Here is a 24,895-nt window from a genome sequence, read left to right as displayed (position 1 = left end):
AGGGAAACGCCCGGTCTCATTCCGAACCCGGAAGCTAAGCCTTTCAGCGCCGATGGTACTGCATGCGGGAGCGTGTGGGAGAGTAGGACACCGCCGAACTTCTTTTAGAGATAGCCCTGTTGGCCACCGGCCAACAGGGCTATCTCTATGTCTGAAACCGACCCCGTGCACGCTGGGTGAGCGCCGACGGGTAAGGTCAGGGGGTATCGTCGGCACGGTTACTCACAGGAGGCTCTCGGGTGGAGGTCCAGGAGACGGCGGTCCAGACGGACCGGGTCCTCACCATCCCCAATATCCTGAGCATGGCGCGACTCGTTGGCGTGCCGGTGTTCCTGTGGCTGATTCTGTGGCCCGAGTTCGGGGGGCCCAACTGCGATGTGTGGGCGCTTCTTGTGCTCGCAGCCAGCGGAGTCAGTGACTATCTCGACGGTAAGCTCGCGCGCCGCTGGAATCAGATCAGCAGCCTCGGCCGGATTCTCGATCCCGCTGCCGACCGGCTCTACATCCTCTCCACTCTCGTGGGCCTCACCTGGCGGGGAATCCTCCCCATTTGGCTCACGTCGGCGCTACTGGCCCGGGAGCTGCTCCTGCTGGTCATGGTGTGGATCCTGGACCGGCATGGCTATGCTCCGCCGCAGGTGAACTTTCTGGGCAAGGCCGCCACCTTCAATCTGATGTACGCATTCCCCCTGCTTCTCCTCAGTGACGGAAGTAGCTGGGTTTCGTCACTCGCTGCGATTTTCGGCTGGGCGTTCGCCGGCTGGGGTACGGCACTGTACTGGTGGGCAGGGATCCTGTACGTGGTCCAGGTACGCCGACTGATCAGGGTGGACGCCGGGGCCGACTGAGCCCGCCTTTTCAATGTCGCGGGGTTCGACTGCCCGTAGCGCGACTTTGTGGGCCATCCTGGATGGGTGAAGCTGGCATAACCGTCGTCTGTGCGAGGAGGACGCTTCCGACATGAAGGCCGTCGTGATGGCTGGTGGCGAAGGCACACGCCTTCGGCCGATGACCGCGAGCATGCCCAAGCCACTTCTGCCGGTGGTCAATCGGCCGATCATGGAACATGTGCTGAGGCTGCTCAAGCGTCATGGTCTCAATGAGACAGTCGTGACTGTGCAATTCCTGGCCTCGCTGGTCAAGAATTACTTTGGTGATGGCGAAGAGCTTGGCATGGAACTGACCTATGCCAACGAAGAAAAGCCACTGGGCACGGCTGGCAGCGTCAAGAACGCAGAGGAAGCGCTCAAGGACGACTCGTTTCTCGTCATCTCGGGAGATGCCCTCACGGACTTCGATCTCACCGATCTCATCAACTTCCACCGTGAGCAGGGCGCTCTCGTCACTGTCTGCCTGACCCGTGTGCCGAACCCGCTGGAGTTCGGGATCACCATCGTGGACGACGACGGCCGGGTCGAGAGGTTTCTGGAGAAGCCGACCTGGGGCCAGGTCTTCTCCGACACCGTCAACACCGGCATCTACGTCATGGAGCCCGAGGTCTTCGACTACGTCGATCCCGATGTGCCCGTCGACTGGTCCGGAGATGTCTTCCCTCAACTCATGAAGGAGGGCAAGCCCATCTACGGCTACATCGCCGAGGGCTACTGGGAGGACGTGGGCACGCACGAGAGCTATGTCAAGGCGCAGGCGGACATGCTGGAGGGCAAGGTCGACGCCGAAATCGACGGATTCGAGATCTCGCCCGGAGTCTGGGTCGCCGAAGGCGCCGAGGTACATCCGGACGCCGTGCTGCGAGGGCCCCTCTACATCGGCGACTACGCGAAGGTCGAGGCCGATACGGAGATCAGGGAACACTCCGTCATCGGGTCGAACGTCGTGGTCAAGAGCGGGGCTTTCCTGCACCGCACCGTCGTGCACGACAATGTCTACATCGGCCAGCAGTGCAATCTGCGCGGCGCGGTCATCGGCAAGAACACCGATGTCATGCGGGCCTCGCGCATCGAGGACGGCGCCGTCATCGGAGACGAGTGCTTCATCGGCGAGGAGTCCATCGTCCAGGGGAACGTCCGCGTCTACCCCTTCAAGACGATCGAGGCCGGCGCGTTCGTCAACACCTCGGTCATCTGGGAGTCCCGCGGCCAGGCGCACCTCTTCGGCGCCCGGGGCGTCTCCGGCATCCTGAACGTCGAGATCACCCCCGAGCTGGCCGTCCGGCTCGCCGGTGCCTATGCGACGACCCTCAAGAAGGGCTCGACCGTCACCACCGCGCGCGATCACTCCCGCGGCGCCCGTGCCCTCAAGCGCGCGATGATCTCCGCGCTCCAGACCAGCGCCATAGACGTCCGCGACCTGGAGAACGTACCGCTGCCCGTGGCACGGCAGCAGACCGCACGCGGCAGCGCCGGCGGCATCATGATCCGTACCTCGCCGGGCGTGCCCGACTCGGTGGACATCATGTTCTTCGACGAGCGCGGCGGCGATCTCTCACAGGCGAGCCAGCGCAAGCTCGACCGGGTCTACGCACGTCAGGAGTACCGCAGGGCCTTCCCCGGCGAGATCGGTGACCTGCGCTTCCCCTCCAGCGTCTACGACTCCTACACCGGCTCCGTCCTGCGGGCCGTGGACACCACCGGAGTCGAGGAGGCAGGACTCAAGGTCGTCGTCGATGCCTCCAACGGCAGTGCGGGACTCGTGCTGCCCAGCTTGCTGGGCCGGCTCGGGGTCGATTCCCTCACCATCAACCCGGGCCTCGATGAGTCCAGGCCCACCGAAACGAGTGAGTCGCGGCGCTCGGGAATGGTGCGGCTCGGGGAGATCGTCGCCTCCGCCCGCGCGGACTTCGGCGTGCGCTTCGACCCGGTGGGCGAGCGGCTCTCCCTGGTGGACGAACACGGCCGGATCGTGGAGGACGACAGGGCGCTGCTGGTCATGCTCGACCTGGTGGCGGCCGAGCGCCGCAGCGGCAGGGTCGCCCTGCCCGTCACGACGACCCGCATCGCAGAGCAGGTCGCCGCATACCATGGCACGCAGGTCGAGTGGACCACCACTTCGCCCGACGACCTCACCCGCGTCAGCAGGGATGACGCCGCCGTCTTCGGCGGAGACGGCAGGGGCGGCTACATCGTCCCCGAGTTCAGCTCGGTCTTCGACGGTGCCGCGGCCTTTGTGCGCCTGATCGGCCTGGTGGCGCGTACCCAGCTGACGCTCAGCCAGATCGACTCGCGCATCCCCCGTGCTCACGTGCGCCGACGTGACCTGGCAACCCCGTGGGCCGTCAAGGGACTTGTGATGCGCACGGTGGTGGAGGCGGCCGGTGACAGGTCCGTGGACACCACCGACGGAGTACGGGTCGTCGAGTCCGACGGCCGCTGGGTGATGGTGTTGCCCGACCCCGCCGAGGCTGTCACTCACCTGTGGGCCGAAGGGCCCGACGAAGCCTCCGCTCAGGCACTACTGGACGAGTGGGCAGAGGTGGTGGACAGCGCCGGCCGCTGAGCGCCGGTACCCCGTGCGTACGGCGGGACGCGCCCTTGCCGGGGGCAAGTCCCGCCGTACGGCGCAGGGGTGGGCCCGTTTCGCTGGTACAGGCCCGGACGTGCGACGATGTGCGGCATGTCGCAGCAGCATCCCCCAAGGAGCACCCTGTCGAGGTCTGCGCGGCCCGACGCCTCCATGTCGCTGCTGAACAACGTCATCGACCACAGCCTGGACGACGGCTACGCGGAGGCCGCAGCACGGCGGGGTGTGGAGGGCCGCTCGGGCCTTCCACGCACTCTGCGCGCGAAGCTGGGCCTGGCCGGTGGCCTGGTGCTGGCGGGCCTCGTGGTGACGGTGGGTGCGGCGCAGGCCCGGGTCTCGGCGCCCACCATCGCCAAGGAGAAGCAGGAACTCATCGAACGCATCGAGTCCGGCGGACGCGAGGCCGACAAGCTCCAGGACAACGTCGACGAACTGCGCGCCTCGGTGGAGGAGAAGCAGCGCAAAGCCCTGGAGAAGCACGGCGACGAGCGCGGCAGAACCACGGCGCTGCTCTCCGGAGCCGTCCCCGTCAAGGGCCCGGGGATCAAGCTGGTGGTGGACGACGCCAAGGACGCCGGATCCGGTAACCACGACGGGCCGCGCAACAGCAACGGATTCTCCGATACGGGCCGCATCCGGGACCGTGATCTGCAGCGGGTGGTCAACGGGCTGTGGGAGTCGGGCGCGGAAGCCGTCTCGGTCAACGGGCAGCGGCTCACCTCACGCTCGGCGATCCGTGCCGCCGGTGACGCGATCCTGGTCGACAACAAGCCACTGGTTCCGCCCTATACGCTCCTCGCGGTGGGGCAGGGCCAGAAGCTCAGCAGGACCTTCCAGGACAGCGTGGACGGGCAGTACTTGTACGTGCTGCACAAGGACTACGGTGCCAGGACCAGCATTTCCGTCCAGGACGAGGTCCGGCTGCCTGCCGCACCGAGTCTGATCGTACGAACAGCGAAACCTGTGCAGACAGGGAAGGGCAGCACATCGTGATCGCCGTACTGGGCCTCGTCGTAGGAGTCGTGGCCGGACTTGTCGTCCGGCCCGTGGTGCCGACGGTGGTCGAGCCCTACCTGCCCATCGCCGTCGTGGCCGCGCTCGACGCGGTCTTCGGCGGATTGCGCGCCATGCTGGACGGGATCTTCGACGACAAGGTGTTCGTCGTCTCCTTCCTCTCCAACGTCGTCGTCGCGGCGCTGATCGTCTTTCTGGGGGACAAGCTGGGCGTCGGAGCGCAGCTGTCGACCGGTGTGGTCGTCGTCCTGGGCATCCGGATCTTCTCCAACGCCGCGGCCATCCGCCGCCACGTCTTCAGGGCGTGAGGCCGATGAGTGACGGAAACACGCCACCGGAGGAGCGGCGCAGCGCGCGGGAAGCGGGCAGCCTGCCTCAGGAGGAGCCGGCGCCGGAGCCCGCACGGGCTGAGCCCGCGCCCGCACCGGAGTCCAGCGGCCGTCGGCGGCTCGTCCAGGCGCTCTGGCCGCCTCGGGTGACGCGCGCCCAACTCATCGTCGCCGTCCTGTTGTTCGTCCTCGGGCTGGGGCTCGCCATCCAGGTGCGCTCCACCAGCGAGAACAGTGCGCTGCGCGGGGCACGCCACGAGGACCTCGTCCGGATTCTCGACGAACTCGACGACCGCACCAAGCGGCTGGAGGATGAGAAGCGGGAGCTCGAAGGGCACCGCACCGAGCTGGAATCCAGCTCGGACCAGGCGGAAGAGGCCCGCAAGCAGACCCGCGAGAAGGAAGCACAGCTCGGTGTCCTCGCGGGCACCGTCAAGGCGGAGGGGCCCGGCATCCGCCTTACGGTCAACGACCGTGCAGGCGCGACCGATTCCGACACGCTGCTCGACGCCGTCCAGGAGCTGCGGGCCGCGGGTGCTGAAGCCATGCAGATCAACGGCGTCCGAGTGGTGGCCAGCACCTATTTCTCCGACAGCGGCGGCGGAGTGAGCGTGGACGGGCATAAGATCGGGCAGCCTTACCGCTTCGAGGTCATCGGCAAGCCGGCGGACCTGGAGCCCGCGCTGAACATTCCTGGCGGAGTCGTGCAGACACTGAAGAACAAGCAGGCCACAGCGTCTGTGACCCGGTCGGAGAAGATCACTGTGGACGCCTTGCGGTCGGCGAAGCGGCCTGACTACGCTCGGTCGTCATCGCAGTGAGACGGTGAGAGAGCTTCCGGGGGGTCGGCCGGTCAGTTGAGCACCGCGTGGTGGAAACTGTCTACGGGTCACGGACGTTATCCGGGCGTCATGTGTGATCAATGAGAGCATCGAGGGTCTGTCCTGCCCCACGGGCGGGTCTGTTTCGTGCGAGGGGAATCGCCCGTGAGTATTTTTGCGAAGTTGTTCGGCAAGAACCGCCAGGACGGCGGCGGCGCCGCGCGGCACCGTGCTTCCCGGAACGCGGAGACGTCGGCCGGAGCGCCCGGGGACAGCGGGGAGCGCCCGCTGTTCCGGGACGAGGTAGCGCCCGGTAATGGAGGCAATTCGGGTGGTCACGGCGCCGTTTCTGTTGACCCTGGCACACAGGGGCGCATAGGTTCCGGTGCACCGCCAACCTCAAATTCAGGTGGAGGTTCTGCCTTGCCGGTGTGTAACAGGTGTGGAACCCGGGCCGCGGAAGCGAGCCGGTTCTGCTCCAACTGCGGCGCCCCCCTGCGGGGAGGCGTTCCTGCGGAGGGTTCGTCCGAGACGACCTCCACGATCTCCATCTCCGGGCTGGAGGCTTACGAGGCGGAGGCGACCGGGCAGCACGCCTCTCCGGTCCTGCCGCCCGAGGCCCAGGCCGCCGTTGACGCGCTGCCTTTGGGATCGGCCCTGCTGATCGTGCGGCGCGGCCCCAACTCGGGCAGCCGCTTCCTGCTGGACGGCGAGCTGACCACTGCCGGACGGCACCCCGAGAGTGACATTTTCCTGGATGACGTCACCGTCTCGCGGCGTCACGTCGAGTTCCGGCGCGGCAGTGACGGTGTCTTCACCGTCTCGGATGTCGGCAGCCTCAACGGCACCTACGTCAACCGTGAGCGGATCGAGTCCGGCGTGCCGCTGGGGAACGGGGACGAGGTGCAGATCGGAAAGTACCGACTGGTCTTCTACGCGAGCCAGCGCACCTTCTGACCTCTCCTGCGGGGAAGGCTCATGCTGCGAACACCGCCGGGCGGTGCCATCACGGGCACCGTCGCCGGGCAGAGCGGGCCGATGAGCATCGGTGCCGTGCTGCAGGCCCTCCGGGAGGAATTCCCCGAGGTCACCGTCTCCAAGATCCGTTTCTTGGAGGCGGAGGGCCTCGTGGAGCCGGAGCGCTCTCCTTCCGGATATCGCAAGTTCCGGGCCGAGGATGTGGAGCGGCTCAGCCATGTCCTGAGAATGCAGCGGGACCACTGCCTGCCGCTCAAGGTCATCAGAGAGCACCTCGACGCGCTCGGCAGGGGTGAGCCGCTGCCGGCGGTCCCCGCCCCCACCCGCGAGATCCAGGAGCCGGAGGCCACGCCTCCGGCTCCTGCCGTGCGTATAGGGCGCGAGGAGCTGCTGGCCGTCGCCGGTGCGGGCGAGGAGGAGCTGGCGGAGTGGGAGTCCTACGGTCTGCTCGGCCCCGCCTCCGAAGGCGCGTACGCGCTGACGGAGGTCGCCGTGGCCCGGCTGCTGGCCGAGCTGGGCCGCTTCGGGCTGGAGCCGCGCCACCTGCGGGCCATGAAGGCGGCAGCGGGGCGGCAGGCCGGCCTCGTGGAACAGCTTGTGGCGCCCCTGCGGCGGCACCCCGACCCCCGCACCAGGGCCCGTGCCGAGAGCACCGCGCAGGAACTCGCGCAGCTGTCCGTACGGCTGCACGCGGCCCTCGTACAGTCCGCCCTGCCCCCGCGCGATGACTGATTCGGCACACGGATGCCCTCACCGGACGGCTGCCCGACTACCCAAACAGGCGCGGCACGGCCTAGGGTTGCTGTGTGAATGAGCTCGACGTCGTGGGTGTCCGGGTGGAAATGCCCACCAACCAACCGATCGTGCTCCTGCGAGAAGTGGGAGGCGACCGCTACCTCCCCATCTGGATCGGTCCGGGGGAGGCGACCGCGATCGCCTTCGCCCAGCAGGGCATGACCCCCGCACGCCCACTCACCCATGACCTGTTCAAGGACGTCCTGGAAGCAGTGGGTCAGGAACTGACCGCGGTCCGCATCGTGGATCTGCGGGAGGGCGTGTTCTATGCCGAGCTGGTCTTCGCCAGCGGAGTCGAAGTGAGCGCACGCCCTTCCGATGCCATAGCGCTCGCCCTGCGTACCGGAACGCCGATCTACGGCAGCGACGGTGTGCTGGACGACGCCGGGATCGCGATCCCGGACGAGCAGGAGGACGAGGTGGAGAAGTTCCGCGAGTTCCTCGACCAGATCTCTCCCGAGGACTTCGGTACCAGCAGCCAGTGACGGGCGGCGCCCGTAGCCCCGGTGGGGCCGCGGGCGCCTCTCACGAGACCTGGCCTGACTCTGGCCTGGCCATTCGGCCAGCCATTCCCGGCCCACGGGCACGCGAAACCACCCTGTGGGGCATTATCACTCGCCGTGCCGAGTGTGGCGATCGTTGACGCACCCGGAGTGACTGCCTACCTTCATGTGGGCAGCTTCCGGGGGTAACCCGGGATGTGAAGGACGGAGGTCGGCGTGACAAGCACCGGCAGCGAAGGTACGGCGGCTGGCGACTCGTCCCTATCCGACGGCCCTCCGGCCTCCGGCCGGGAGGCGCCGCCGGGGCGGCCGTCCACTCCACCGGCGGACACCCCGTCGGACGAACCCCCCTCGGACGCCCAGCCCGAAGAAGTCGGGTATCGCGGGCCCACCGCCTGCTCGGCGGCGGGCATCACCTACCGGCAGCTCGACTACTGGGCGCGTACCGGACTGGTCGAGCCCAGCATCCGTCCCGCGTACGGCTCCGGCACCCAGCGGCTCTACAGCTTCCGGGACATCGTCGTCCTCAAGATCGTCAAGCGTCTTCTGGACACGGGGGTCTCCCTCCAGAACATCCGCGCCGCCGTCCGGCACCTGCGCTCGCGGGGCAGAACCGATCTGGCCCGTATGACGCTCATGAGCGACGGTGCCACCGTCTATGAGTGCTCCTCGCCGGACGAGGTCGTCGATCTGCTCCAGGGCGGGCAGGGCGTCTTCGGTATCGCGGTGGGCGTGGTCTGGAAGGACGTCGAAGGAGCGCTCTCGCAGCTGCACGGCGAGCGGGTGGACACGGGCGAGACCCTGATCGGGCACCACCCCGAGGACGAGCTGGCGCGCCGCCGCAACCGCGCGGGCTGAGATTGTCAGACCCGTACGGCAGCATCGGCAGACGTGAGGAGTCAGCCGACCATCCTGCATCTGGACATGGATGCCTTCTTCGCCGCGGTGGAGCAGGCGTCCAAGCCCAGCCTGCGCGGGAAGCCCGTCGTAGTGGGGGGTCTCGGCCCGCGCGGGGTGGTCTCCACCGCGTCGTACGAGGCCAGACGCTTCGGCGTGCACTCCGCGATGCCCACGGCGCAGGCGAGGCGCCTGTGCCCCAACGCGGCGTATCTCGGCCCCCGGTTCGGGGTGTACCGAGCCGTCAGCGACGTGGTCATGGAACTGCTGCACCGCCTGTCGCCCCTGGTGGAGCCGCTGAGCCTCGACGAGGCGTTCGTCGACCTGGAGGCGGGGGAGGCGCTCGTCGGGCGCCCAGAGGGCCCCCAGGCGGCTCGTGAGGTGGGCGAGCAGTTGCGGGCCGACATCCGTGCGGCCACCGGTCTGAGCGGTTCTGTGGGCCTCGCGGGATCCAAGATGCTGGCCAAGATCGCCTCTGAGCGGGCCAAGCCCGACGGGCTGGTGCTGACGGAGCCCGGTACCGAGCGGGAGATGCTGGCGCCGCTCACCGTGCGGACCCTGCCCGGGGTGGGGCCCGCTACCGCAGAGACGCTGCGCAGAGCCGGGATCACCACTGTCGGCGAGGTGGCCGAGGCCGGGGCGGACGAACTGCTGCGGCTGCTGGGCAAGGCCCACGGCACCTCTGTGTACGCGATGGCACAGGGCATCGACGACAGACCGGTGGTGGCCGAGCGGGACGCGAAGTCCGTCTCCGTCGAGGACACCTACGACGTGGACCTCACCGACCGCACGCGGGTGCGGATGGAGGTCGAGCGGCTCGCCGGGCGGTGTGTGACGCGACTGAGAGCGGCGGGGCGCTCCGGGCGGACCGTGGTGATCAAAGTGCGCAGCTACGACTTCTCCACGCTCACCAGATCCGAGACCCTGCGCGGTCCCACCGACGACCCCGGGGTCGTCAAGGAGTCGGCACAGCGGCTCCTGGAGGGGGTGGACACCACGGCGGGGGTGCGGCTGCTCGGTGTTGCCGTGAGCGGCCTGGCCGACTTCACGCAGGAGGACCTGTTCGCGCAGGCGCAGGCGGCGCGCAGCGAGGCGGCGCAGGAGGCGGTCTCGGCCGCGGGGGAGGGGCCGGACGCACCGGGCGCTGCCGGGGAAGAGGGCGAACGGGGGCTGTCCTTCGCGCCCGAGCCGGTCGTACTCGCCGACCGGCGGTGGACTCCCGGGCGGGATGTGCGCCATGCCGAGCACGGCAGGGGATGGGTCCAGGGCAGTGGTGTTGGGAAGGTCACCGTCCGTTTCGAGGAGCCGGACTCCGCGCCCGGGCGGGTGCGGACGTTCTCCGTGGACGACCCGGATCTGGAGCCGGCCGAACCACGCTTGCTGGATGCCCGGATCGCTGCGGTACTGGCCTGGCGGGAAGGCACCTCCGGCAGCCGGGCGCGCGCGGATCAGTCCTCGGCGCCGGCGATCCGTCCGAAGTCACGGTCCGCGGGAGGTGCCGCGGATTCGCCGCCCACCGGTACGTCCAGCCCGTAGTGGCGGTAGAGCTGAAGCTCCTGCTGCGGGGAGAGATGGCGGCCCACCCCGAAGTCGGGGGCGCCTTTGATCAGGGCGCGCTCGAACGGGATGCGCAGTCCGTCCTCGTCCAGGCTGCTGGGCTCCAGCGGCACAAAGGCATCCCTGCTGAACAGGCCGGTGCGCACCGCCGCCCACTCGGGTTCGCCGGTGGAGTCGTCGAGGTACACCTCGTCCACGGTGCCTATCTTGGTCCCCTCACGGTCGTACGCCTTGCGGCCGATCAGGCCCCGCGGATTGATTTCGGTCTGCACGGTGTCTCCCTCTCACGGTCTCGCACGGTTCGCGGTCGCCGGGATGCGTGTACCCACAACGGAACGGTCGTGTACCCACAACGAAACGGTACTTTTCGGCGATTGGCCACTTGAGTGCACGTCGGGTCAGTGTTCGAGGGGCCGCTGATAGGCTCGGCAGCGGCTGTCGACCCCGTGCGGGAGAGTCCTCCGGCGAGCTGCCGGAGGCGCCGAAGGAGCAACTCCTCCCCGGAATCTCTCAGGCTCACGTACCGCGCGGACGAGGTCACTCTGGAAAGAAGGGCGGGCCCGGACCAGCGCCGATGCCCCTCCTCACCGACGGTGAAAGCCGGACTGTCCGCCATGTGGACGGGCCGGTGAAACTCTCAGGTTGAGATGACAGAGGGGGAGGCCATCCGGGCACCCGTGAAGGTGCCCCTCGTAGGTCGCAGAGACCAGGAGGCCCCCGCAGATGACTTCCCCTCGCATTCCGCTCTCCGCCCTGGAGCGTGGCGCCCCCTTCGAGAGCCGCCATATCGGCCCCGACAGTGCCGCGCAGGCGAAAATGCTCGCCCAGGTCGGCTACGGCTCGCTCGACGAGCTGACGGCCGCCGCGGTGCCCGACGTGATCAAGAGCACCGAGCGGCTGAACCTGCCCGAGGCGCGCGGCGAGGCCGAGGTGCTGGCCGAGCTGCGCTCCCTCGCGGCGCGCAACAAGGTGCTGGACTCGATGATCGGCTTGGGCTATTACGGCACGTTCACGCCGCCGGTGATCTTGCGCAACGTCATGGAGAACCCGGCCTGGTACACCGCCTACACCCCGTATCAGCCGGAGATCAGCCAGGGACGGCTGGAGGCACTGCTCAACTTCCAGACCGTCGTCGCTGACCTCACGGGGCTCCCCACATCCGGGGCCTCCCTGCTGGATGAGTCAACAGCGGCGGCCGAGGCGATGGCCCTCTCCCGCCGGGTCGGCAAGGTCAAGGAAGGCGTCTTCCTCGTCGATGCCGACTGCCTGCCGCAGACGGTCGCCGTGCTGCGCACCCGGGCCGAGCCCACCGGCGTCGAGGTCGTCGTCGCGGACCTCGACGGAGGCATCCCGGACGAGGTGGCCGCGCGGGGTGTCTTCGGCGTGCTTCTCCAGTACCCCGGGGCTTCCGGCGCCGTGCGCGACCTGCGTGCCGTCATCGAGGGCGCACACGAGCTGGGTGCTGTGGTCACCGTCGCCGCCGATCTCCTCGCGCTGACGCTGCTGACCTCGCCCGGTGAGCTGGGTGCCGATATCGCCGTCGGCTCAAGCCAGCGCTTCGGGGTACCCATGGGCTTCGGCGGGCCGCACGCCGGATACATGGCGGTGCGCGAGAAGTCGGCCCGCAGCCTGCCCGGACGGCTCGTCGGCGTCTCCAAGGACGCGGACGGCGAACAAGCGTACCGGCTCGCTCTCCAGACCCGCGAACAGCACATCCGCCGTGAGAAGGCCACCAGCAACATCTGCACCGCACAGGTGCTCCTGGCTGTGATGGCCGGCATGTACGCGGCCTACCACGGTCCCGACGGGCTGGCCGCGATCGCCCGCCGCACCCACCGCTACGCCGCCGTCCTCGCCGCGGGCCTGCGCGGTGCCGGGGTCGAACTCGTACACGACGCCTTCTTCGACACCGTCACGGCCCGGGTCCCGGGCCGTGCCGCCGAGGTCACCGAGCGGGCGCGGGAGGGCGGCGTCAACCTGCGGCAGGTGGACGGGGACCACGTCGGCATCGCCTGTGACGAGACGACGGGGCGTGCGCAACTGGCCGCCGTCTGGAAGGCGTTCGGTATCGGGCCCGGAGCCGTGGACGCCGACGAGCTGGACGCCGGCACCGAGGACGCGCTTCCGGCCGGCCTGCTGCGCACGGACGAGTACCTCACCCACCCCGTCTTCCATGAACACCGCTCCGAGACGGCGATGCTGCGCTACCTGCGCCGTCTCGCCGACCGGGACTACGCGCTGGACCGGGGCATGATTCCGCTCGGCTCCTGCACCATGAAGCTCAACGCCACCACCGAGATGGAGCCGGTCACCTGGCCCGAGTTCGGCGGGCTGCACCCCTTCGCGCCCGCCGAGCAGGCCGAGGGCTACCTGACGCTGATCCATGAGCTGGAGGAGCGGCTGGCCGAGGTCACCGGCTACGACAAGGTCTCCCTCCAGCCCAACGCAGGCTCCCAGGGCGAGTTGGCGGGGCTGTTGGCCGTGCGTGCCTACCACCGCGCCAACGGCGACACGCAGCGCAACATCTGCCTCATCCCCTCCTCAGCGCACGGCACAAACGCGGCCAGCGCGGTGATGGCGGGCATGAAGGTCGTGGTCGTCAAGACCAGCGAGAACGGCGATGTCGATGTGGCGGACCTGCGGGAGAAGATCGCGCAGCACGGCGAGCGGCTGGCCGTCCTGATGGTCACCTACCCCTCGACGCACGGCGTGTTCGAGGAGCACATCACCGACGTCTGTGCCGCCGTGCACGACGCGGGCGGCCAGGTGTACGTCGATGGCGCGAACCTCAACGCGCTGCTCGGGCTGGCCAGGCCGGGGAAGTTCGGCGCCGATGTCTCCCACCTCAACCTGCACAAGACCTTCTGCATCCCGCACGGCGGCGGCGGGCCGGGTGTCGGTCCGATCGGGGTGCGCGAGCACCTGGCTCCCTACCTGCCCAACCACCCGCTCCAGCCCGCCGCGGGCCCCGAGACCGGCATCGGCCCGGTATCCGGTGCGCCCTGGGGCTCGGCCGGGATCCTGCCGATCTCCTGGGCGTATGTGCGCCTGATGGGCTCGGAGGGCCTGCGCAGGGCGACACAGGTGGCGGTGCTCAGCGCCAACTACATCGCCAAGCGCCTGGAGCCGCACTATCCGGTGCTCTACACGGGCCCGAACGGACTGGTGGCGCACGAGTGCATCATCGACGTCCGGCCGCTGACCAAACAGACCGGCGTGAGCATCGACGATGTGGCCAAGCGGCTGATCGACTACGGCTTCCACGCGCCGACGATGTCCTTCCCGGTGGCCGGCACGCTGATGATCGAGCCCACCGAGAGCGAGGACTTGGCGGAGCTCGACCGATTCTGCGAGGCGATGATCGCCATTCGTGCGGAGATCGAGCGGGTCGGCTCGGGGGAGTGGGACGCGGACGACAACCCGCTGCGCAACGCGCCGCACACCGCGGCCATGCTCGGCCGCGAGTGGGAGCAGGGCTACTCGCGCGAAGAGGCCGTCTTCCCGGGGGATGTGCGGGCTGCCGACAAGTACTGGCCGCCGGTGCGGCGGATCGACGGCGCCTACGGTGACCGCAATCTCGTCTGCTCGTGCCCGCCGGTGGCCGAGTACGACGACTGACCCAGGGGCTCGGTCCGAGCGAGAGGGCGGGGACGGGGACCGGGCACATGTCAGGGCCGGTGCGGCGGATGCCGGGCCGGCCCTGGACGTTCTGTGACGTTGGCGCAGAACGCTGAGTGCTGTTGGCGCCGGTGACGTCGGCTGGAAGCCCGCCCGTCAGGCGGCTGTGGTGATGTGGTGCGTACCGAGCGGCCGGTGCGGGGCGATGATCTGGCCGTCCGGCAGCAGCTCACCGGTGTCCTCGAAGAGCAGGACCCCGTTGCACAGCAGGCTCCATCCCTGCTCGGGGTGGTGGGCCACGGGCTGCGCGGCCTCCCTGTCTGCTGAGTCAGCTGTCGGGCACGGTGGCTGGTGCTTACACATGGTCGGTGTCGTCTTCCGTCGTGTGGTGGCGTCTGTCCTGCGGCTTTGGATGCCCATTGCCGATCCCCCGTAATTCCGGTCAGTCCCCAGTGTTCCGCCGCCGGCTCGAATCCGCAGGGATTTCGCGTCAGCACTTTCCCAACCGCACAGACGCGTCACCCGAGCGGGCGGTTGCGCCCAACAACACGGTCACTTTGGGGGGTTCACCCGCCTCGCAGGACTAGTCCATCCGGAGGGTCGCGCGGGCATGCGCGTCGAGCCGCGGGACAGACGCCGTTTCACGCCGGCGTGCGCAGTCGCGGTGCCGGAGCGACGACCAGCCTGCGCGCCAGCACCGGAAGCAGCGCGTCCACGCGGTGCGGCTGGTGCGGAGCGATGCCGGGGGGCGCGGGTGCCAGCGGGATGAGCAGATCGGCCGGGTCGGGGGAGCCGGCCGAGGGATCCGCCGAGGTGTCCCGGTGCAGCCACAGCGTGAGCATGTACAGCTCCGGGACGGACAGCAGACGCGGCTGGTAGGGCGTGGGCAGCGCCTCGGCCTGGCGCAGCGCGCGCACCGTCGACATCACGTAGGGCCCTTGCCGGAACTGGCCGAAGGCCCAGCCGTCCGGGGTGAGGACCGCCTCGGCCGTACCGGCGTGCAGGGCCGGGGACTGGGTGTCGGACTGCTCGGCGCCGGTGTCGCGCAGCAGGAAGCGCCAGCCCGTCAGACGGGTCCGGGGCCCGCTTCCCCTCGGGTCGCCCTCGTGGAGTGCGACGCCGAGCTGCTCGGTGGTACGGGGGCCCACGCGCGCCATCTCGTGTGCCGGGAGCGGGAGTTCGGGGCGCAGAGGGCCTTGGGCGGCGCGCAGCGCCGCCGGGGCGCGGGTGCCGCGGACGGCGGTGGGAGAGCTCAGCGCGGTCAGGACACTGCGCAGGGCGGGGGCCGGGGCCGGGGGTACGTGCAGCGGCATGGCGGGTCGCCTCTCTTCGGAGACACTGGTGCTCAGCGGGGGCGCGGACGACGATGTCGGCGCGAGGGGTGGCCGCGGGCGCGGCGGGGGGCGTCGACAGGAGCGAACCGGGGGCGCCAAGTCTCTGCCTTATTTGCAGAGTTTATACGAGAGGTGTTCGACTGGGGTTTCCGCTAACGTGCGCCAGTGTTTCCCGTAAGGCCACAACCGGCCGAAACTTCAGGCATTTCACCTGCTTCGACGGCGGGGAGGTCGCAGTGACCTCGGATTCCATGCGAATCGCGGTCGGCCTGATGTCGTCGGTGCATTTTACGAGAGGTGCGTGAGGTACCCGGCCGCACCGTATGCCGAGGGAATGTGCCGTGCGACACCTGCCAGCGTAGCGGCAGTTGACAGTCGAGTCAGTATCCACAGGCGTTATCCCTCGCGATGAGGGGCATCATCGGTGCACGCTCGGACCGCACGCCTGGACCGCACCACGAACAGGGGAGGAACCCTCCGATGGGAGAGAAGGTCGTGGCCGACAGGTTCGACCTGTCCGACCGGCAGCGCTACCGGCGCAAGCTGCGCGAGTGTCTGGGGGGACTGGCGCAGCTTCTGGAGGAGAAGAGGTTCGACCGCCCGAGGAATCTCATGGGGCTGGAGATCGAGCTGAATCTCGCCGACGCCGGCGGACAGCCTTTGATGGTAAATGCGGAGGTTCTCAGACATATAGCCAGCCGGGATTTCCAGACAGAACTGGGGCAGTTCAATCTGGAAGTGAATATCGTGCCGCACGCGCTCTCCGGAAGAGTACTCGACCAACTCGCCGAAGAACTCCGAACCGGTCTCTCGTACGCGGACAGGCAGGCGCGCGAGGTGAAAGCGCGCATCGTCATGATCGGAATTCTGCCGACCCTCACAACGGACGATCTCACGCTCGCCAGCCTCACCGAGGTCGACCGCTACACCTTGCTCAACGACCAGATCATGGCCTCGCGCGGCGAGGAGGTCGTCCTCGACATCGCCGGTGTCGAGCATCTGACCTGCACTTCGGAATCGATAGCCCCCGAGGCGGCCTGCACCTCCGTACAGCTCCATCTGCAGGTCACCCCGGGCCGGTTCGCCGATGTGTGGAACGCGGCGCAGGCGGTGAGCGGAGTGCAGATTGCGCTGGGGGCCAATTCCCCCTTCCTGTTCGGCCGTGAGCTGTGGCGCGAGTCGCGAGTGCCGCTCTTCCTCCAGGCCACCGACACGCGCCCGCCGGAGCTGAGCGCCCAGGGCGTGCGCCCGCGCACATGGTTCGGCGAGCGCTGGATCGATTCGGCCTACGACCTGTTCGAGGAGAACCTGCGCTACTTCCCCTCGCTGCTGCCCATCTGCGACGAGGAGGATCCTCTGCGCGTGCTCGCGGCCGGGGGCACGCCCGCCCTGTCCGAACTGACCCTGCACAACGGCACCGTCTACCGCTGGAACCGGCCCGTATACGGCGTCATGGACGGTGCGCCGCACCTGCGTGTGGAGAACAGAGTGCTGCCCGCCGGGCCGACCGTCACCGACGTGCTGGCCAACACCGCCTTCTACTACGGGCTGGTGCGGGCGCTGGCCGACGAGCAGCGTCCGGTGTGGACCCGGATGCCGTTCGAGGACGCGGCGCGCAACTTCGACGCGGCCTGTCGGCACGGCATCGACGCCGAGCTGTGGTGGCCGTGTTCCTCGCGCGCCAGCAGGGGGCCGGGCATGGTGCGCATGCCGGCCACCCGGCTGGTGCGCGAGGAACTGCTGCCGCTCGCCGCCGCGGGTCTCGACGCGTGGGGGGTGGAGCCGACGGACCGGGACTACTACCTCTCGGTGATCGAGGAGCGCTGCCGCCTCCGTGTCAACGGCGCCTCGTGGCAGGTGGGGGCCTACCGGCGCGCGCTGGAGGGGGGCCTGGACCGGGAGAAGGCGCTGGCTGCCGTGATGCGTGCGTACTGCGAGCGGGTCGCCGAGGGCGGGCCGGTGCACACCTGGGCCGAGGGGCCGTAGCGGATGCGATCTGCCGCGCTCGCGTGGCGGATCGCATCCGCTGTGCGGCGTGTTCACTCGTCGAGGGCTTGCGCTATGCGGTCGAAGTCTTCGAGGAGTTCGGCGAGGCGTTGGCCGGGGAGCGCCCGGACCATGCGCGCTTCAACGGCGTAGACGGAGGCTTGTGCCGCTCGCAGGCGGCGCCGGCCCTCGTCGGTGAGGCGGACGGGCCGCGCGCGGCCGTGATCGACGGTGTCGGGGCGGGTGGTCAGGCCCGCGTCCTGCAGCCCGCGCAGTACGACGTTCATGGACTGCCGGGTGACGAAGGTGGCGCGGGCGAGTTCGGCGTTGGACAGGTCGGGGCGCAGGGCGAGGATTTCCAGGCAGGAGTACTGCGGGACGGTCAGTTCGTGTGCGCGCAGCGCCTTGTCCATGGCGCTGCGCAGCGCTGCGTGCGCGCGTTTGAGCCGGTAGCCCACATGGTCGGTCACGTCCTTGGCTGAGTGCGGCGCTTCGGTCGGCCGGGCGTTCTCCATGTCAGTATTTTGACATCTGCGGGGAGCGGTCATACGTTCGGGGATGTCAAAGTTCTGACATCAACCGAGGAGAACACATGCCGATCAGCATCGACGGCCCCGACTTCGTGGCCCTGCAAGTGCGCGACGTGGCGGCAGCCGCCGCCTTCTGCGAGAAGCACCTGGGGCTGCGTCGCACCCCGGCCGCACCTCCCGGCGCCGTCGTCTTCGACACCAAGCCCACCCCGTTCGCCGTGCGCGAGCCGCTGCCCGGCACCGACCTCGACGCGGGCCGCCCGGGGCTGGGCGTCGCCCTCTGGTTCTCGACACCCGACGCCCAGGCCCTGCACGACCAGCTCACCGCGGACGGCATCGAGGTGCTCACCCCGGTCAGGGAAAGCCCCTTCGGCCCGGTGTTCTCCTTCACCGGCCCCGAGGGCTATGTGCTGACTGTCCACGGAGCCTGACCATGCCCGCCGCCTCCCTCACCCCGGCGAGGCCGTTCTCCCTCGCCTCGTCCATCCGGTTCCTGGAAGGTTTCACCCCCGCTTCCTACGACCAGACGGCGGACGGAGTGCTGCGCCTGGCCTTCCCCGCCGACGACGCCGACTCCGTCATCGGCTGCGCGGTCCGCCAGGAGGAGGCGGCGGACGGGAAGCCCGGCACCGTGCACCTGGAATTCACCGTTCACGCGGAGGGCGAGGCCACTCGGCCACCGCTTCGCAGCGGGGTCGGCGAGGCCGTGACGGCTCAGATCGCCCGCATCATCTCCCTCGATGTCGACGGCACCGGCTTTCCCGCCCTCGCCGACACCGACCCGGTGGTGGCCGGACTCCAGGCCGACTACCCGGGGCTGCGGCCGGTGTGCTTCTACTCTCCCTACGAAGCCGCTGCCTGGAGCGTCATCGGCAACCGTGTCCGGAAGACGCAGGCCGCAGCCATCAAGGCCGGACTGGCACGAGCGCACGGCCGGGCGCTCGATGTGGCGGGCCGGCGGCTCAGCGCCTTCCCGGCCCCGGCCGTCCTGCGCTCCCTCGGCCACTTCCCCGGTCTGACGCAGGTCAAGATCGAGCGGCTGCACGCGATAGCCGAGGCCGCGCTGAACGGGCACCTCGACGCCGCAGCACTGCGCGCCCAACCCACCGAACAGGCCCTCGCCTCGCTCCGGGAACTGCCCGGTATCGGCCCCTTCTCCGCCGAACTCATTCTCATCCGCGGGGCCGGACATCCCGATGTCTTCCCGCTGGCCGAACCCCGTCTGCACCAGGCCATGGCCACCGCATACGGCCTCGACGCCGCCACGGCAGCCGCTCCAGGCCGGCTCGCCCATATCGCCGACGCCTGGCGCCCCTACCGCAGCTGGGTCGCTGTCCTGCTGCGTGTCCGCGCGCAGGAGACCGTCACCCTGCGGTAGCCGGCCGCCTCGGTGCCGGTGCGTTTCCGGACATGTGTCGGACCGCTCAGGAGAAGCGAGGCGAGGAGAGCGCATGCCCCCGCACACCACATGGCGCGGTGACGTCGGGCAAGCTGTGACACGGCAGTGCCCCGCACTGCCGCGGCGCTAGGGCACCGGTACCGCTGCCCTTGTGCTGGACTGCACAGCGCTGCCGCGCCGCACTGTACTGCCCTGCCCGAATGGCGAGGCCGGGCACCGGCCGGGGTGGGGGAACAGGATGGGAACGGCGTTCGGAACTGGAGGTTCGTGTGCGCTCACAGGCGCCTGACAACCCGCCCTCGGCGCGGATGGCACTCACCGGGGACGGGCTGGAGCGGCGGACGCTGCGAACGGAGCTGCTGCTGGTCCTCGCCCTCTCGCTGGGGGCGAGCGCGGTCTCCTCCGTGATCCACTTCGTCGGAGCTCTGACCGAGCCGGGCGGCCTGGCCGACCAGGCGGCACAGCTCAACTCCTCCCGGGCGCCGGGACGGCCGTGGCTCGATCTGGCCTGGCAGCTCTTCAATATTGTGACGGCGCTGGTACCTGTCGCCCTCGTCGCACACCTGCTGGGGCGCGAAGGGGCCGGAGGGCTGCGGGTGATGGGGTTCGACCGGCGCAGGCCCGGCTTCGACCTCGGCTGGGGCGCCGCGGTCGCGGCCGGGATCGGCGGCTGCGGTATCGCGTTCTATCTCCTGGCCCAGGCAAGCGGGTTCAACCTCACCGTGGAGCCCGAATCGCTGCCCGGGGTGTGGTGGAAGTACCCCGTACTGATCCTCTCCGCTGTGCAGAACTCCGTTCTGGAGGAGGTGATCGTGGTCGGCTACGTACTGCGCAGGCTGGGCCAGTTGGGCTGGTCCGTGCCGGCCGCCGTGTGCGCGAGCGCTGTGCTGCGCGGGTCGTACCACCTCTACCAGGGGGTCGGCGGATTCTTCGGGAACCTGGCGATGGGTCTCGTCTTCGGCCTGCTGTACCGGCGTTGGGGGCGGGTCGGACCGCTGGTGGCCGCGCACGCGCTGATCGACATCGTCGCCTTCATCGGCTACGCGGTGCTCGCCGGAAGGGTGGACTGGCTGCCCACACCGTGACCCGACCCAGCCGCCGCAGCCGGGTCACGGCGGGCATGGACACGACGGGTCGGAACGGGACACGACGCGGCCCGGCGGCGTAACCGGTGGTCACGGCGTGGCACTCGGGGCCGTCACAGCTCCACTTGTAGGTGTGCGTCCAGGACCGTGAAGGCGCTTCCGCCCAGCAAGGTGCGCTCACCGCGCAGCCGCGTGCGGACGAGACCCGTACGCCGCGAGAGCTGCATGCCGGTGAGGTCGTCGCGGGAGAGCCGTTCGGACCACAGCGGGGCCAGAGCGGTGTGCGCGCTGCCGGTGACCGGATCTTCGGCCACTCCCACGGCGGGTGCGAAGACCCGTGAGGCGTAGTCGTGCTCCGCGTCGCCGTCCGCGGGGGCCGTGACGATCACGACACCGCTGGGAAGCGCCGCTGCCGCCGCCGGGTCGGGCGCGAGTCCGCGCAGCGTCCGCTCGTCCGCGACCTCCAGGAGCAGCATGCCCAGGCTCCCCGTGTCCCAGGCGGCCACGGCATCGGTGCCGAAAGCGGCGGAGGCGTCCTCGGGGACAGGGATCGGGGTGAGCCGTGCGGTCGGGAAGTCGAGGGTGAGGGTGGCGTCCGGCTCGTGGGTGGCCAGGAGCACTCCGCTGAGCGTACGGAATCGCACCGTTCCGCCCTTCGGCAGCAGCCCGTCGGCGGCCAGCAGATGCGCGGTGGCCAGCGTCGCGTGGCCGCACAACGGGACTTCCGTCGTCGGCGTGAACCAGCGCAGCTCCCAGTCCGCCTCCCCGTCGTCGGGCAGCGGGCGCGTGAAGGCGGTCTCGGACAGATTCATCTCGGCGGCGAGGGCCTGGAGGCGGGAGTCGTCCGGATACGGGCCGGCGTCCAGGAGGACGACGGCGGCGGGGTTGCCGGTGAAGGGGCGCTCGGCGAAGGCGTCGACTGTGCGGATCCTCATGCGCGGGAGCGTAGAAGCCCGCTGCCGGATCTCGATACAGCCAATTCCAGGTGAGTGGCTCCGTCAGTGGCCCGGTTGAAGGCCGGCAGGGGCTCGGTTGCTGGACTGGTATATGCCGCAAAGAAGGCGCGGCAGTGGCCGCTGGGGCTCAGGTGGACGGTTCGATGGCTCTTGATGGTCCGGATCCGCTTGGGGGCCGGCGTGAGAGGAGGAGAGCTGGGTTGTCACGCGACAGGTTCCGATATATCGTTGAGTCATCGCGACTGATCAAAGATGTGTAGTGAAAGGAGTCAGCGATGTTTCCCGACGGAGATGAACGAGGCACACGAGGGTTCGGCGGATTCGGACCCGGTGAGCGGCGGGGCCCAGGGGGCCCGGGGCCGCAGGCGTATGGCCGGCCGCGGTCCGCATTCGGCCCCTTCGGGCCGCCCTTCGGCGGCGGACCTCCCTTCGGGGGGCGGGGCCGGGGGCACGGCGGCCCACGCGGCAGGGCGCGGCGCGGTGATGTCCGTGCGTCGATCCTGGCGCTGCTCAAGGACCGGCCGATGCACGGTTACGAAATGATCCAGGAGATCGCCGAACGCAGCGGCGGCGCGTGGAAGCCGAGCCCCGGTTCGGTCTACCCGACACTGCAACTCCTGGAGGACGAGGGCCTGATCAGCAGCGAGAGCGAGGGCGGCAAGAAACACTTCTCGCTCACCGACGCCGGCAGGACCGAGGCGGAAGCCGGAGCGGACGCCCCCTGGGAGGACGCCGGGCGAGGGGTCGACTGGGAGGCCCTGCAGGAGGTGCGTACCGCGGCCGGCGGGCTGGCCTCGGCGTTCCAGCAAGTGTGGGCCACCGGTACGCCCGATCAGCGGGAGAAGGCACTCGGAGTCGTCAATGACGCCCGCAAGAAGCTCTACCTGATCCTCGCCGAGGAGGACTGAATCCCAGGCGCCGCGAGAGGTGCGACCAGCGCCGCTCGGAGTGCCGGGGCGGCCGGGTCCGGTGACAGGCCGTGCCCGGCCGATTCCGCGTAGGGCCGGGGGCACCGCCGCGTGCGGTGACGGACGGCAGGGCGGGTTGCGCCGGGCTGGGGGGAGAGGGCGCGCTGTGCGGCCTCTCAACTGGCGGGGCCTTCGCCGGTGCTCAGTGCTGTGGCCTGGATCCGGCCCTTGCCGCATACGGTCCCCAGGCTCCAGCCCGCACTGATCGAGTGACGCTCGTCGGGTGGGATGACCCGCAGTGCGCCCGGCGTGGGACAGGCTCCGTCGGCAGGGTCGCCCGAGGAGGGGACGACGGTCCAGTGCAGTCGGCTCCAGGCGCGGTCGCCGGGCTTCAGCGTGAAGGGCTGCGCATTGTGTTCGCGGTCCCTGGCGGTTTCCGTCGGGATCCGGGCGCCGCTGTCCGAGGTGAGCTGAAGACCTGGCCAGCCCTGTGTACGGCACGGCCTGTCCGAGGTGTTGGTGACGACGAGCGCCGCGTAACGGTTGCCCGCAGCCGCTTCCAACTGGTGCAAGGAGGCGGAGAGCGCGCCGGGGGCGCAGTGCGGGGACCCCGCGCCCTGCCCGCCGGGCGAGCGCGGTGCGGGCGCGGGGTGGGACCCCTTGCCTGACGTCTGCCCGGGGGAGGACGTTGACGTGGCCGGACTCCGTGGCGCATTCGAGTGCGCGTGGGTCCGGGAGTCACCGGGGGCGGGTCCACCGGATGAGGGCGATACGTTGGAGGGGCCCGAGGACGGTGACGAGCACCCCGTCACCGCCAGGGCCGCCGCGACCGCCAGGGTGAGGACGGCCTGACGGACGGTCGCCCGCCGGGCGGCCGGGCGACCGGGCACGGGTCGCCCGGAAACGTACCGGCCGGGTACGCGCCGTTCGGGGCTCCGCCGGGCGGGTGCCGCGCGCTGATGGAGAGTTCGACGCGTCGAGGGTGCATGGTCTGGGGCCATGGGGTCTCCCGGTGCTCCCGTAAGCGGATCTCACGCCCTTGGACTGACTTACTGCTCGGGAGGTTCCCCGCTACTCCCCGCTCACTCCCGGGCGCCGGTGCGGTGCGCCTCCAGTCGCCGGATGCGCCCAGTGTCCAACAGGTCGTAGACGCGGGGCCGAGGGGAGTCGTGTTGACGGAGTCCCGGGTACCGCGCGTGCCGACCGCCGGATGCGGTGCTTCTCCTCCCCAGGGAGGAGGGCTCGGGGGAAGTGCCCAACTCTTGGGGGACGGGCATATGCCACGAGATGCCGATGTCCCGCGCAGGTGTATGTGATGTGGTGTTCGGGTGCAGAGTTCTACACCCTCCAGCGAACCGACCGGCCCGGGAGCCGAAGAGCAGGTCAGCGATGCGCTGGCCATCATGATCGACACGGCTCGCCGCCGGGCGGCCCGTGACGGTGACCGCCAGATCGACACCGCGCACCTGCTGCACAGCCTGCTGGAGTCGGACCGCGACATATGGGAGCTGCTGGAGGGCGGCGGCCCCCAGGTGGGGAAGCTCCTCGGCTATCTCGTCCAGCGCAGTATCGGCTATGGGCTGACCTGGCAGAGCCGCTTGGAGGACTCGGGAGCCGTTCCGGCGGTCTCGGAGCAGCCCGGCGGGCTCCCCGGCTGGTCTCCCGCGGCGGCGGCCGCACTGGAGCTGGCCGTCGAGCGCGCCCGACGGCACGGCAGGGCGAACGCGGAGGGTGTGGACCTGTTCGCGGGCGTGGTGGCGGACGAGGAGTGCCGGGGCGTCGAGGTACTGCGCCGCGCGGGCGTGGACACCGGCGTCCTGGCAGTACGTCTGGGAGTCGCGGACCGATCCGCGTGCGGGAACCAGGGCCGGTAGCCGGGCCGCAGCGGCGCTGCGCGCGAGCCGGGCGTGGCCCTGGAGGCTGCCCCGGGGCGGCGCAGCGCCGTCAGGTGCGGACGTGGACGTCAACGAGTGGTGAGGTAACCCGGGACAGGGGTGCCCGGGGACAGGTCGTCGGCGGGAATGGGGGTGCCGTATGTCGGTGCGACGGGCAGGACGCCGGTCCAGTACGGCAGTGCGAGGTCTTCCGGCTCGTCGTTCGGGCCGCCGGCGCGGACCTTCGCCGAGACCTCCTCAAGATCCACCCGGATGACGGCGGTCGCGGCCAACTCCTTCGCGTTCGCCCCGCGCGAGTCCGCGACCCGGCCCGGGACGACCGATTCCACGATCGCGTCGAGCGCCTGGATCCGCTCCTCGTGGTCGGTGACCTGGTGTGCGATGCCGTGTGCCACCACCGTGCGGTAGTTGATGGAGTGGTGGAAGGCCGACTTGGCCAGCACCAGGCCGTCCACATGCGTCACCGTCACACACGCCGGCAGGCCCGGGTCGGTATCGCACGCCTCGCGCAGGGGGCGCGAGCCGGTCGAGCCGTGTATGTAGAGGCGCTCGCCCACGCGCGCATACAGCGTCGGCAGCACGACGGGCGCGCCGTCACGGACGAACCCCAGATGGCAGACATAGCCGTCGTCGAGGATCGCGTGCACCAGCTCGCGGTCGTATGTCACGCGCTCGCGGGCGCGGGCCGGGGCCGTGCGCGGGGTGCGGGCATAGGGGGACGCGGCGCCTCCGTCCGTGGTCTCCCCGGCAGGCTCTCCGGTGGTTCCGGCGGATTCTGAGCTGGTCAAGACGATTCCCCTTGCCTCGTCG

The 24,895-nt window shown here is 69.7% G+C and carries 24 protein-coding genes, 1 rRNA gene and 1 riboswitch; of the genes, 18 read left to right on the top strand and 7 right to left on the bottom strand.

What is annotated here, in order from left to right; genetic code table 11:
* The 11 genes from rrf to ABD339_RS32035 all read left to right on the top strand — a co-directional run.
* A 5S ribosomal RNA gene (gene rrf, locus ABD339_RS32085) occupies positions 1-99 on the top strand; the annotation flags it as partial.
* Between the two features lie 140 nt (positions 100-239).
* Positions 240-848, top strand: a complete 609-nt coding sequence (gene clsA / locus ABD339_RS32080) for a cardiolipin synthase ClsA (protein ID WP_344570688.1) — start codon at positions 240-242, stop codon at positions 846-848.
* Between the two features lie 112 nt (positions 849-960).
* The gene (locus ABD339_RS32075; protein ID WP_344570687.1) at positions 961-3,456 is read left to right on the top strand and encodes a sugar phosphate nucleotidyltransferase; all 2,496 of its coding nucleotides are present in this window, start codon (positions 961-963) and stop codon (positions 3,454-3,456) included.
* Positions 3,457-3,573: 117 nt separating this feature from the next.
* A complete protein-coding gene (locus tag ABD339_RS32070) occupies positions 3,574-4,473 on the top strand; it encodes a DUF881 domain-containing protein (RefSeq protein ID WP_344570686.1) in 900 nt (299 codons plus the stop codon).
* Positions 4,470-4,802, top strand: a complete 333-nt coding sequence (locus ABD339_RS32065) for a small basic family protein (RefSeq protein WP_180928314.1) — start codon at positions 4,470-4,472, stop codon at positions 4,800-4,802. The genes ABD339_RS32070 and ABD339_RS32065 overlap by 4 nt, the downstream gene beginning before the upstream one ends.
* Positions 4,803-4,807: 5 nt before the next feature.
* Positions 4,808-5,644, top strand: a complete 837-nt coding sequence (locus ABD339_RS32060; protein ID WP_344570685.1) for a DUF881 domain-containing protein — start codon at positions 4,808-4,810, stop codon at positions 5,642-5,644.
* Between the two features lie 123 nt (positions 5,645-5,767).
* The gene (locus ABD339_RS32055) at positions 5,768-6,601 is read left to right on the top strand and encodes an FHA domain-containing protein (protein WP_344570691.1); all 834 of its coding nucleotides are present in this window, start codon (positions 5,768-5,770) and stop codon (positions 6,599-6,601) included.
* A gap of 21 nt (positions 6,602-6,622) precedes the next feature.
* Positions 6,623-7,354, top strand: coding sequence for a transcriptional regulator FtsR (gene ftsR / locus ABD339_RS32050; RefSeq protein ID WP_344570684.1), 732 nt, complete (start codon positions 6,623-6,625; stop codon positions 7,352-7,354).
* A gap of 74 nt (positions 7,355-7,428) precedes the next feature.
* Positions 7,429-7,902 carry a bifunctional nuclease family protein gene (locus tag ABD339_RS32045; RefSeq protein ID WP_026004895.1) on the top strand — a complete coding sequence of 158 codons (474 nt, stop codon included), beginning with the start codon at positions 7,429-7,431 and terminating at the stop codon, positions 7,900-7,902.
* A 234-nt stretch (positions 7,903-8,136) separates the two neighbouring features.
* The gene (locus ABD339_RS32040; RefSeq protein WP_344570683.1) at positions 8,137-8,778 is read left to right on the top strand and encodes a MerR family transcriptional regulator; all 642 of its coding nucleotides are present in this window, start codon (positions 8,137-8,139) and stop codon (positions 8,776-8,778) included.
* Between the two features lie 33 nt (positions 8,779-8,811).
* The gene (locus ABD339_RS32035; RefSeq protein ID WP_344570682.1) at positions 8,812-10,353 is read left to right on the top strand and encodes a DNA polymerase IV; all 1,542 of its coding nucleotides are present in this window, start codon (positions 8,812-8,814) and stop codon (positions 10,351-10,353) included.
* On the opposite strand, the gene ABD339_RS32030 is transcribed toward ABD339_RS32035, so the two are convergent.
* The gene (locus tag ABD339_RS32030; protein WP_344570681.1) at positions 10,266-10,646 is read right to left on the bottom strand and encodes a PRC-barrel domain-containing protein; all 381 of its coding nucleotides are present in this window, start codon (positions 10,644-10,646) and stop codon (positions 10,266-10,268) included. The genes ABD339_RS32035 and ABD339_RS32030 overlap by 88 nt on opposite strands.
* A gap of 167 nt (positions 10,647-10,813) precedes the next feature.
* A riboswitch (glycine riboswitch) is annotated at positions 10,814-10,910 on the top strand.
* A 187-nt stretch (positions 10,911-11,097) separates the two neighbouring features.
* On the opposite strand from ABD339_RS32030, the gene gcvP reads away from it, so the two are divergent.
* Positions 11,098-13,992, top strand: a complete 2,895-nt coding sequence (gcvP, locus tag ABD339_RS32025) for an aminomethyl-transferring glycine dehydrogenase (RefSeq protein ID WP_344570680.1) — start codon at positions 11,098-11,100, stop codon at positions 13,990-13,992.
* A 156-nt stretch (positions 13,993-14,148) separates the two neighbouring features.
* Here the strand turns inward: gcvP and ABD339_RS32020 are convergent, their stop codons facing one another.
* Complete coding sequence (locus tag ABD339_RS32020; RefSeq protein ID WP_326692209.1) at positions 14,149-14,355, bottom strand: DUF5999 family protein; 207 nt, start codon at positions 14,353-14,355, stop codon at positions 14,149-14,151.
* A gap of 278 nt (positions 14,356-14,633) precedes the next feature.
* Positions 14,634-15,305, bottom strand: coding sequence for a hypothetical protein (locus tag ABD339_RS32015; RefSeq protein WP_344570679.1), 672 nt, complete (start codon positions 15,303-15,305; stop codon positions 14,634-14,636).
* A gap of 501 nt (positions 15,306-15,806) precedes the next feature.
* Here ABD339_RS32015 and ABD339_RS32010 point away from each other — a divergent pair.
* Positions 15,807-17,312: a glutamate-cysteine ligase family protein gene (locus ABD339_RS32010; RefSeq protein ID WP_344570678.1), complete on the top strand. Its 1,506-nt coding sequence runs from the start codon at positions 15,807-15,809 to the stop codon at positions 17,310-17,312.
* 53 nt (positions 17,313-17,365) lie between these two features.
* Here ABD339_RS32010 and ABD339_RS32005 read toward each other — a convergent pair whose 3' ends face one another.
* Positions 17,366-17,827 (bottom strand): MarR family winged helix-turn-helix transcriptional regulator, encoded by a 462-nt coding sequence (locus ABD339_RS32005; protein ID WP_344570677.1) that lies wholly within the window; start codon positions 17,825-17,827, stop codon positions 17,366-17,368.
* Positions 17,828-17,904: 77 nt separating this feature from the next.
* Between ABD339_RS32005 and ABD339_RS32000 the strand changes: the two genes are divergently transcribed.
* The 3 genes from ABD339_RS32000 to ABD339_RS31990 all read left to right on the top strand — a co-directional run bounded on the left by ABD339_RS32000 (position 17,905) and on the right by ABD339_RS31990 (position 20,326).
* A complete protein-coding gene (locus ABD339_RS32000) occupies positions 17,905-18,273 on the top strand; it encodes a VOC family protein (protein WP_344570676.1) in 369 nt (122 codons plus the stop codon).
* Between the two features lie 2 nt (positions 18,274-18,275).
* Positions 18,276-19,220 carry a DNA-3-methyladenine glycosylase family protein gene (locus tag ABD339_RS31995; protein WP_344570675.1) on the top strand — a complete coding sequence of 315 codons (945 nt, stop codon included), beginning with the start codon at positions 18,276-18,278 and terminating at the stop codon, positions 19,218-19,220.
* A 329-nt stretch (positions 19,221-19,549) separates the two neighbouring features.
* The gene (locus ABD339_RS31990; RefSeq protein WP_344570690.1) at positions 19,550-20,326 is read left to right on the top strand and encodes a CPBP family intramembrane glutamic endopeptidase; all 777 of its coding nucleotides are present in this window, start codon (positions 19,550-19,552) and stop codon (positions 20,324-20,326) included.
* Between the two features lie 113 nt (positions 20,327-20,439).
* Here ABD339_RS31990 and ABD339_RS31985 read toward each other — a convergent pair whose 3' ends face one another.
* Entirely contained in the window at positions 20,440-21,261 is an 822-nt protein-coding gene (locus ABD339_RS31985; protein WP_344570674.1) for a PhzF family phenazine biosynthesis protein, read from the bottom strand.
* Positions 21,262-21,557: 296 nt separating this feature from the next.
* Here ABD339_RS31985 and ABD339_RS31980 point away from each other — a divergent pair, with 296 nt between their 5' ends.
* Positions 21,558-22,190 (top strand): PadR family transcriptional regulator, encoded by a 633-nt coding sequence (locus tag ABD339_RS31980; protein ID WP_344570673.1) that lies wholly within the window; start codon positions 21,558-21,560, stop codon positions 22,188-22,190.
* Between the two features lie 176 nt (positions 22,191-22,366).
* On the opposite strand, the gene ABD339_RS31975 is transcribed toward ABD339_RS31980, so the two are convergent.
* Positions 22,367-23,191: a DUF4232 domain-containing protein gene (locus tag ABD339_RS31975; protein ID WP_344570672.1), complete on the bottom strand. Its 825-nt coding sequence runs from the start codon at positions 23,189-23,191 to the stop codon at positions 22,367-22,369.
* A gap of 327 nt (positions 23,192-23,518) precedes the next feature.
* Here ABD339_RS31975 and ABD339_RS31970 point away from each other — a divergent pair, with 327 nt between their 5' ends.
* Positions 23,519-24,064 (top strand): Clp protease N-terminal domain-containing protein, encoded by a 546-nt coding sequence (locus tag ABD339_RS31970; RefSeq protein WP_344570671.1) that lies wholly within the window; start codon positions 23,519-23,521, stop codon positions 24,062-24,064.
* A gap of 89 nt (positions 24,065-24,153) precedes the next feature.
* Here the strand turns inward: ABD339_RS31970 and ABD339_RS31965 are convergent, their stop codons facing one another.
* Positions 24,154-24,873 (bottom strand): pyridoxamine 5'-phosphate oxidase family protein, encoded by a 720-nt coding sequence (locus tag ABD339_RS31965; RefSeq protein ID WP_344570670.1) that lies wholly within the window; start codon positions 24,871-24,873, stop codon positions 24,154-24,156.
* Positions 24,874-24,895: the final 22 nt, after the last annotated feature.

This window comes from Streptomyces axinellae, from assembly GCF_039532135.1.
GTDB lineage: Bacteria > Actinomycetota > Actinomycetes > Streptomycetales > Streptomycetaceae > Streptomyces > Streptomyces axinellae.
This window is presented reverse-complemented; position numbering and strand designations above follow the sequence as displayed.

Bases quoted from the DNA above. Each gene is read 5' to 3' on its own strand.
- ftsR (WP_344570684.1), top strand. From the start codon at position 6,623: ATGCTGCGAACACCGCCGGGCGGTGCCATCACGGGCACCGTCGCCGGG.
- ABD339_RS32000 (WP_344570676.1), top strand. From the start codon at position 17,905: ATGCCGATCAGCATCGACGGCCCCGACTTCGTGGCCCTGCAAGTGCGC.
- ABD339_RS31975 (WP_344570672.1), bottom strand. From the start codon at position 23,191: ATGGCCCCAGACCATGCACCCTCGACGCGTCGAACTCTCCATCAGCGC.
- gcvP (WP_344570680.1), top strand. From the start codon at position 11,098: ATGACTTCCCCTCGCATTCCGCTCTCCGCCCTGGAGCGTGGCGCCCCC.
- ABD339_RS31990 (WP_344570690.1), top strand. From the start codon at position 19,550: ATGGCACTCACCGGGGACGGGCTGGAGCGGCGGACGCTGCGAACGGAG.
- ABD339_RS31995 (WP_344570675.1), top strand. From the start codon at position 18,276: ATGCCCGCCGCCTCCCTCACCCCGGCGAGGCCGTTCTCCCTCGCCTCG.
- ABD339_RS32020 (WP_326692209.1), bottom strand. From the start codon at position 14,355: ATGTGTAAGCACCAGCCACCGTGCCCGACAGCTGACTCAGCAGACAGG.
- ABD339_RS32010 (WP_344570678.1), top strand. From the start codon at position 15,807: ATGGGAGAGAAGGTCGTGGCCGACAGGTTCGACCTGTCCGACCGGCAG.
- ABD339_RS32075 (WP_344570687.1), top strand. From the start codon at position 961: ATGAAGGCCGTCGTGATGGCTGGTGGCGAAGGCACACGCCTTCGGCCG.
- ABD339_RS32070 (WP_344570686.1), top strand. From the start codon at position 3,574: ATGTCGCAGCAGCATCCCCCAAGGAGCACCCTGTCGAGGTCTGCGCGG.
- ABD339_RS32060 (WP_344570685.1), top strand. From the start codon at position 4,808: ATGAGTGACGGAAACACGCCACCGGAGGAGCGGCGCAGCGCGCGGGAA.
- ABD339_RS32005 (WP_344570677.1), bottom strand. From the start codon at position 17,827: ATGGAGAACGCCCGGCCGACCGAAGCGCCGCACTCAGCCAAGGACGTG.
- ABD339_RS31985 (WP_344570674.1), bottom strand. From the start codon at position 21,261: ATGAGGATCCGCACAGTCGACGCCTTCGCCGAGCGCCCCTTCACCGGC.
- ABD339_RS32015 (WP_344570679.1), bottom strand. From the start codon at position 15,305: ATGCCGCTGCACGTACCCCCGGCCCCGGCCCCCGCCCTGCGCAGTGTC.
- ABD339_RS31980 (WP_344570673.1), top strand. From the start codon at position 21,558: ATGTTTCCCGACGGAGATGAACGAGGCACACGAGGGTTCGGCGGATTC.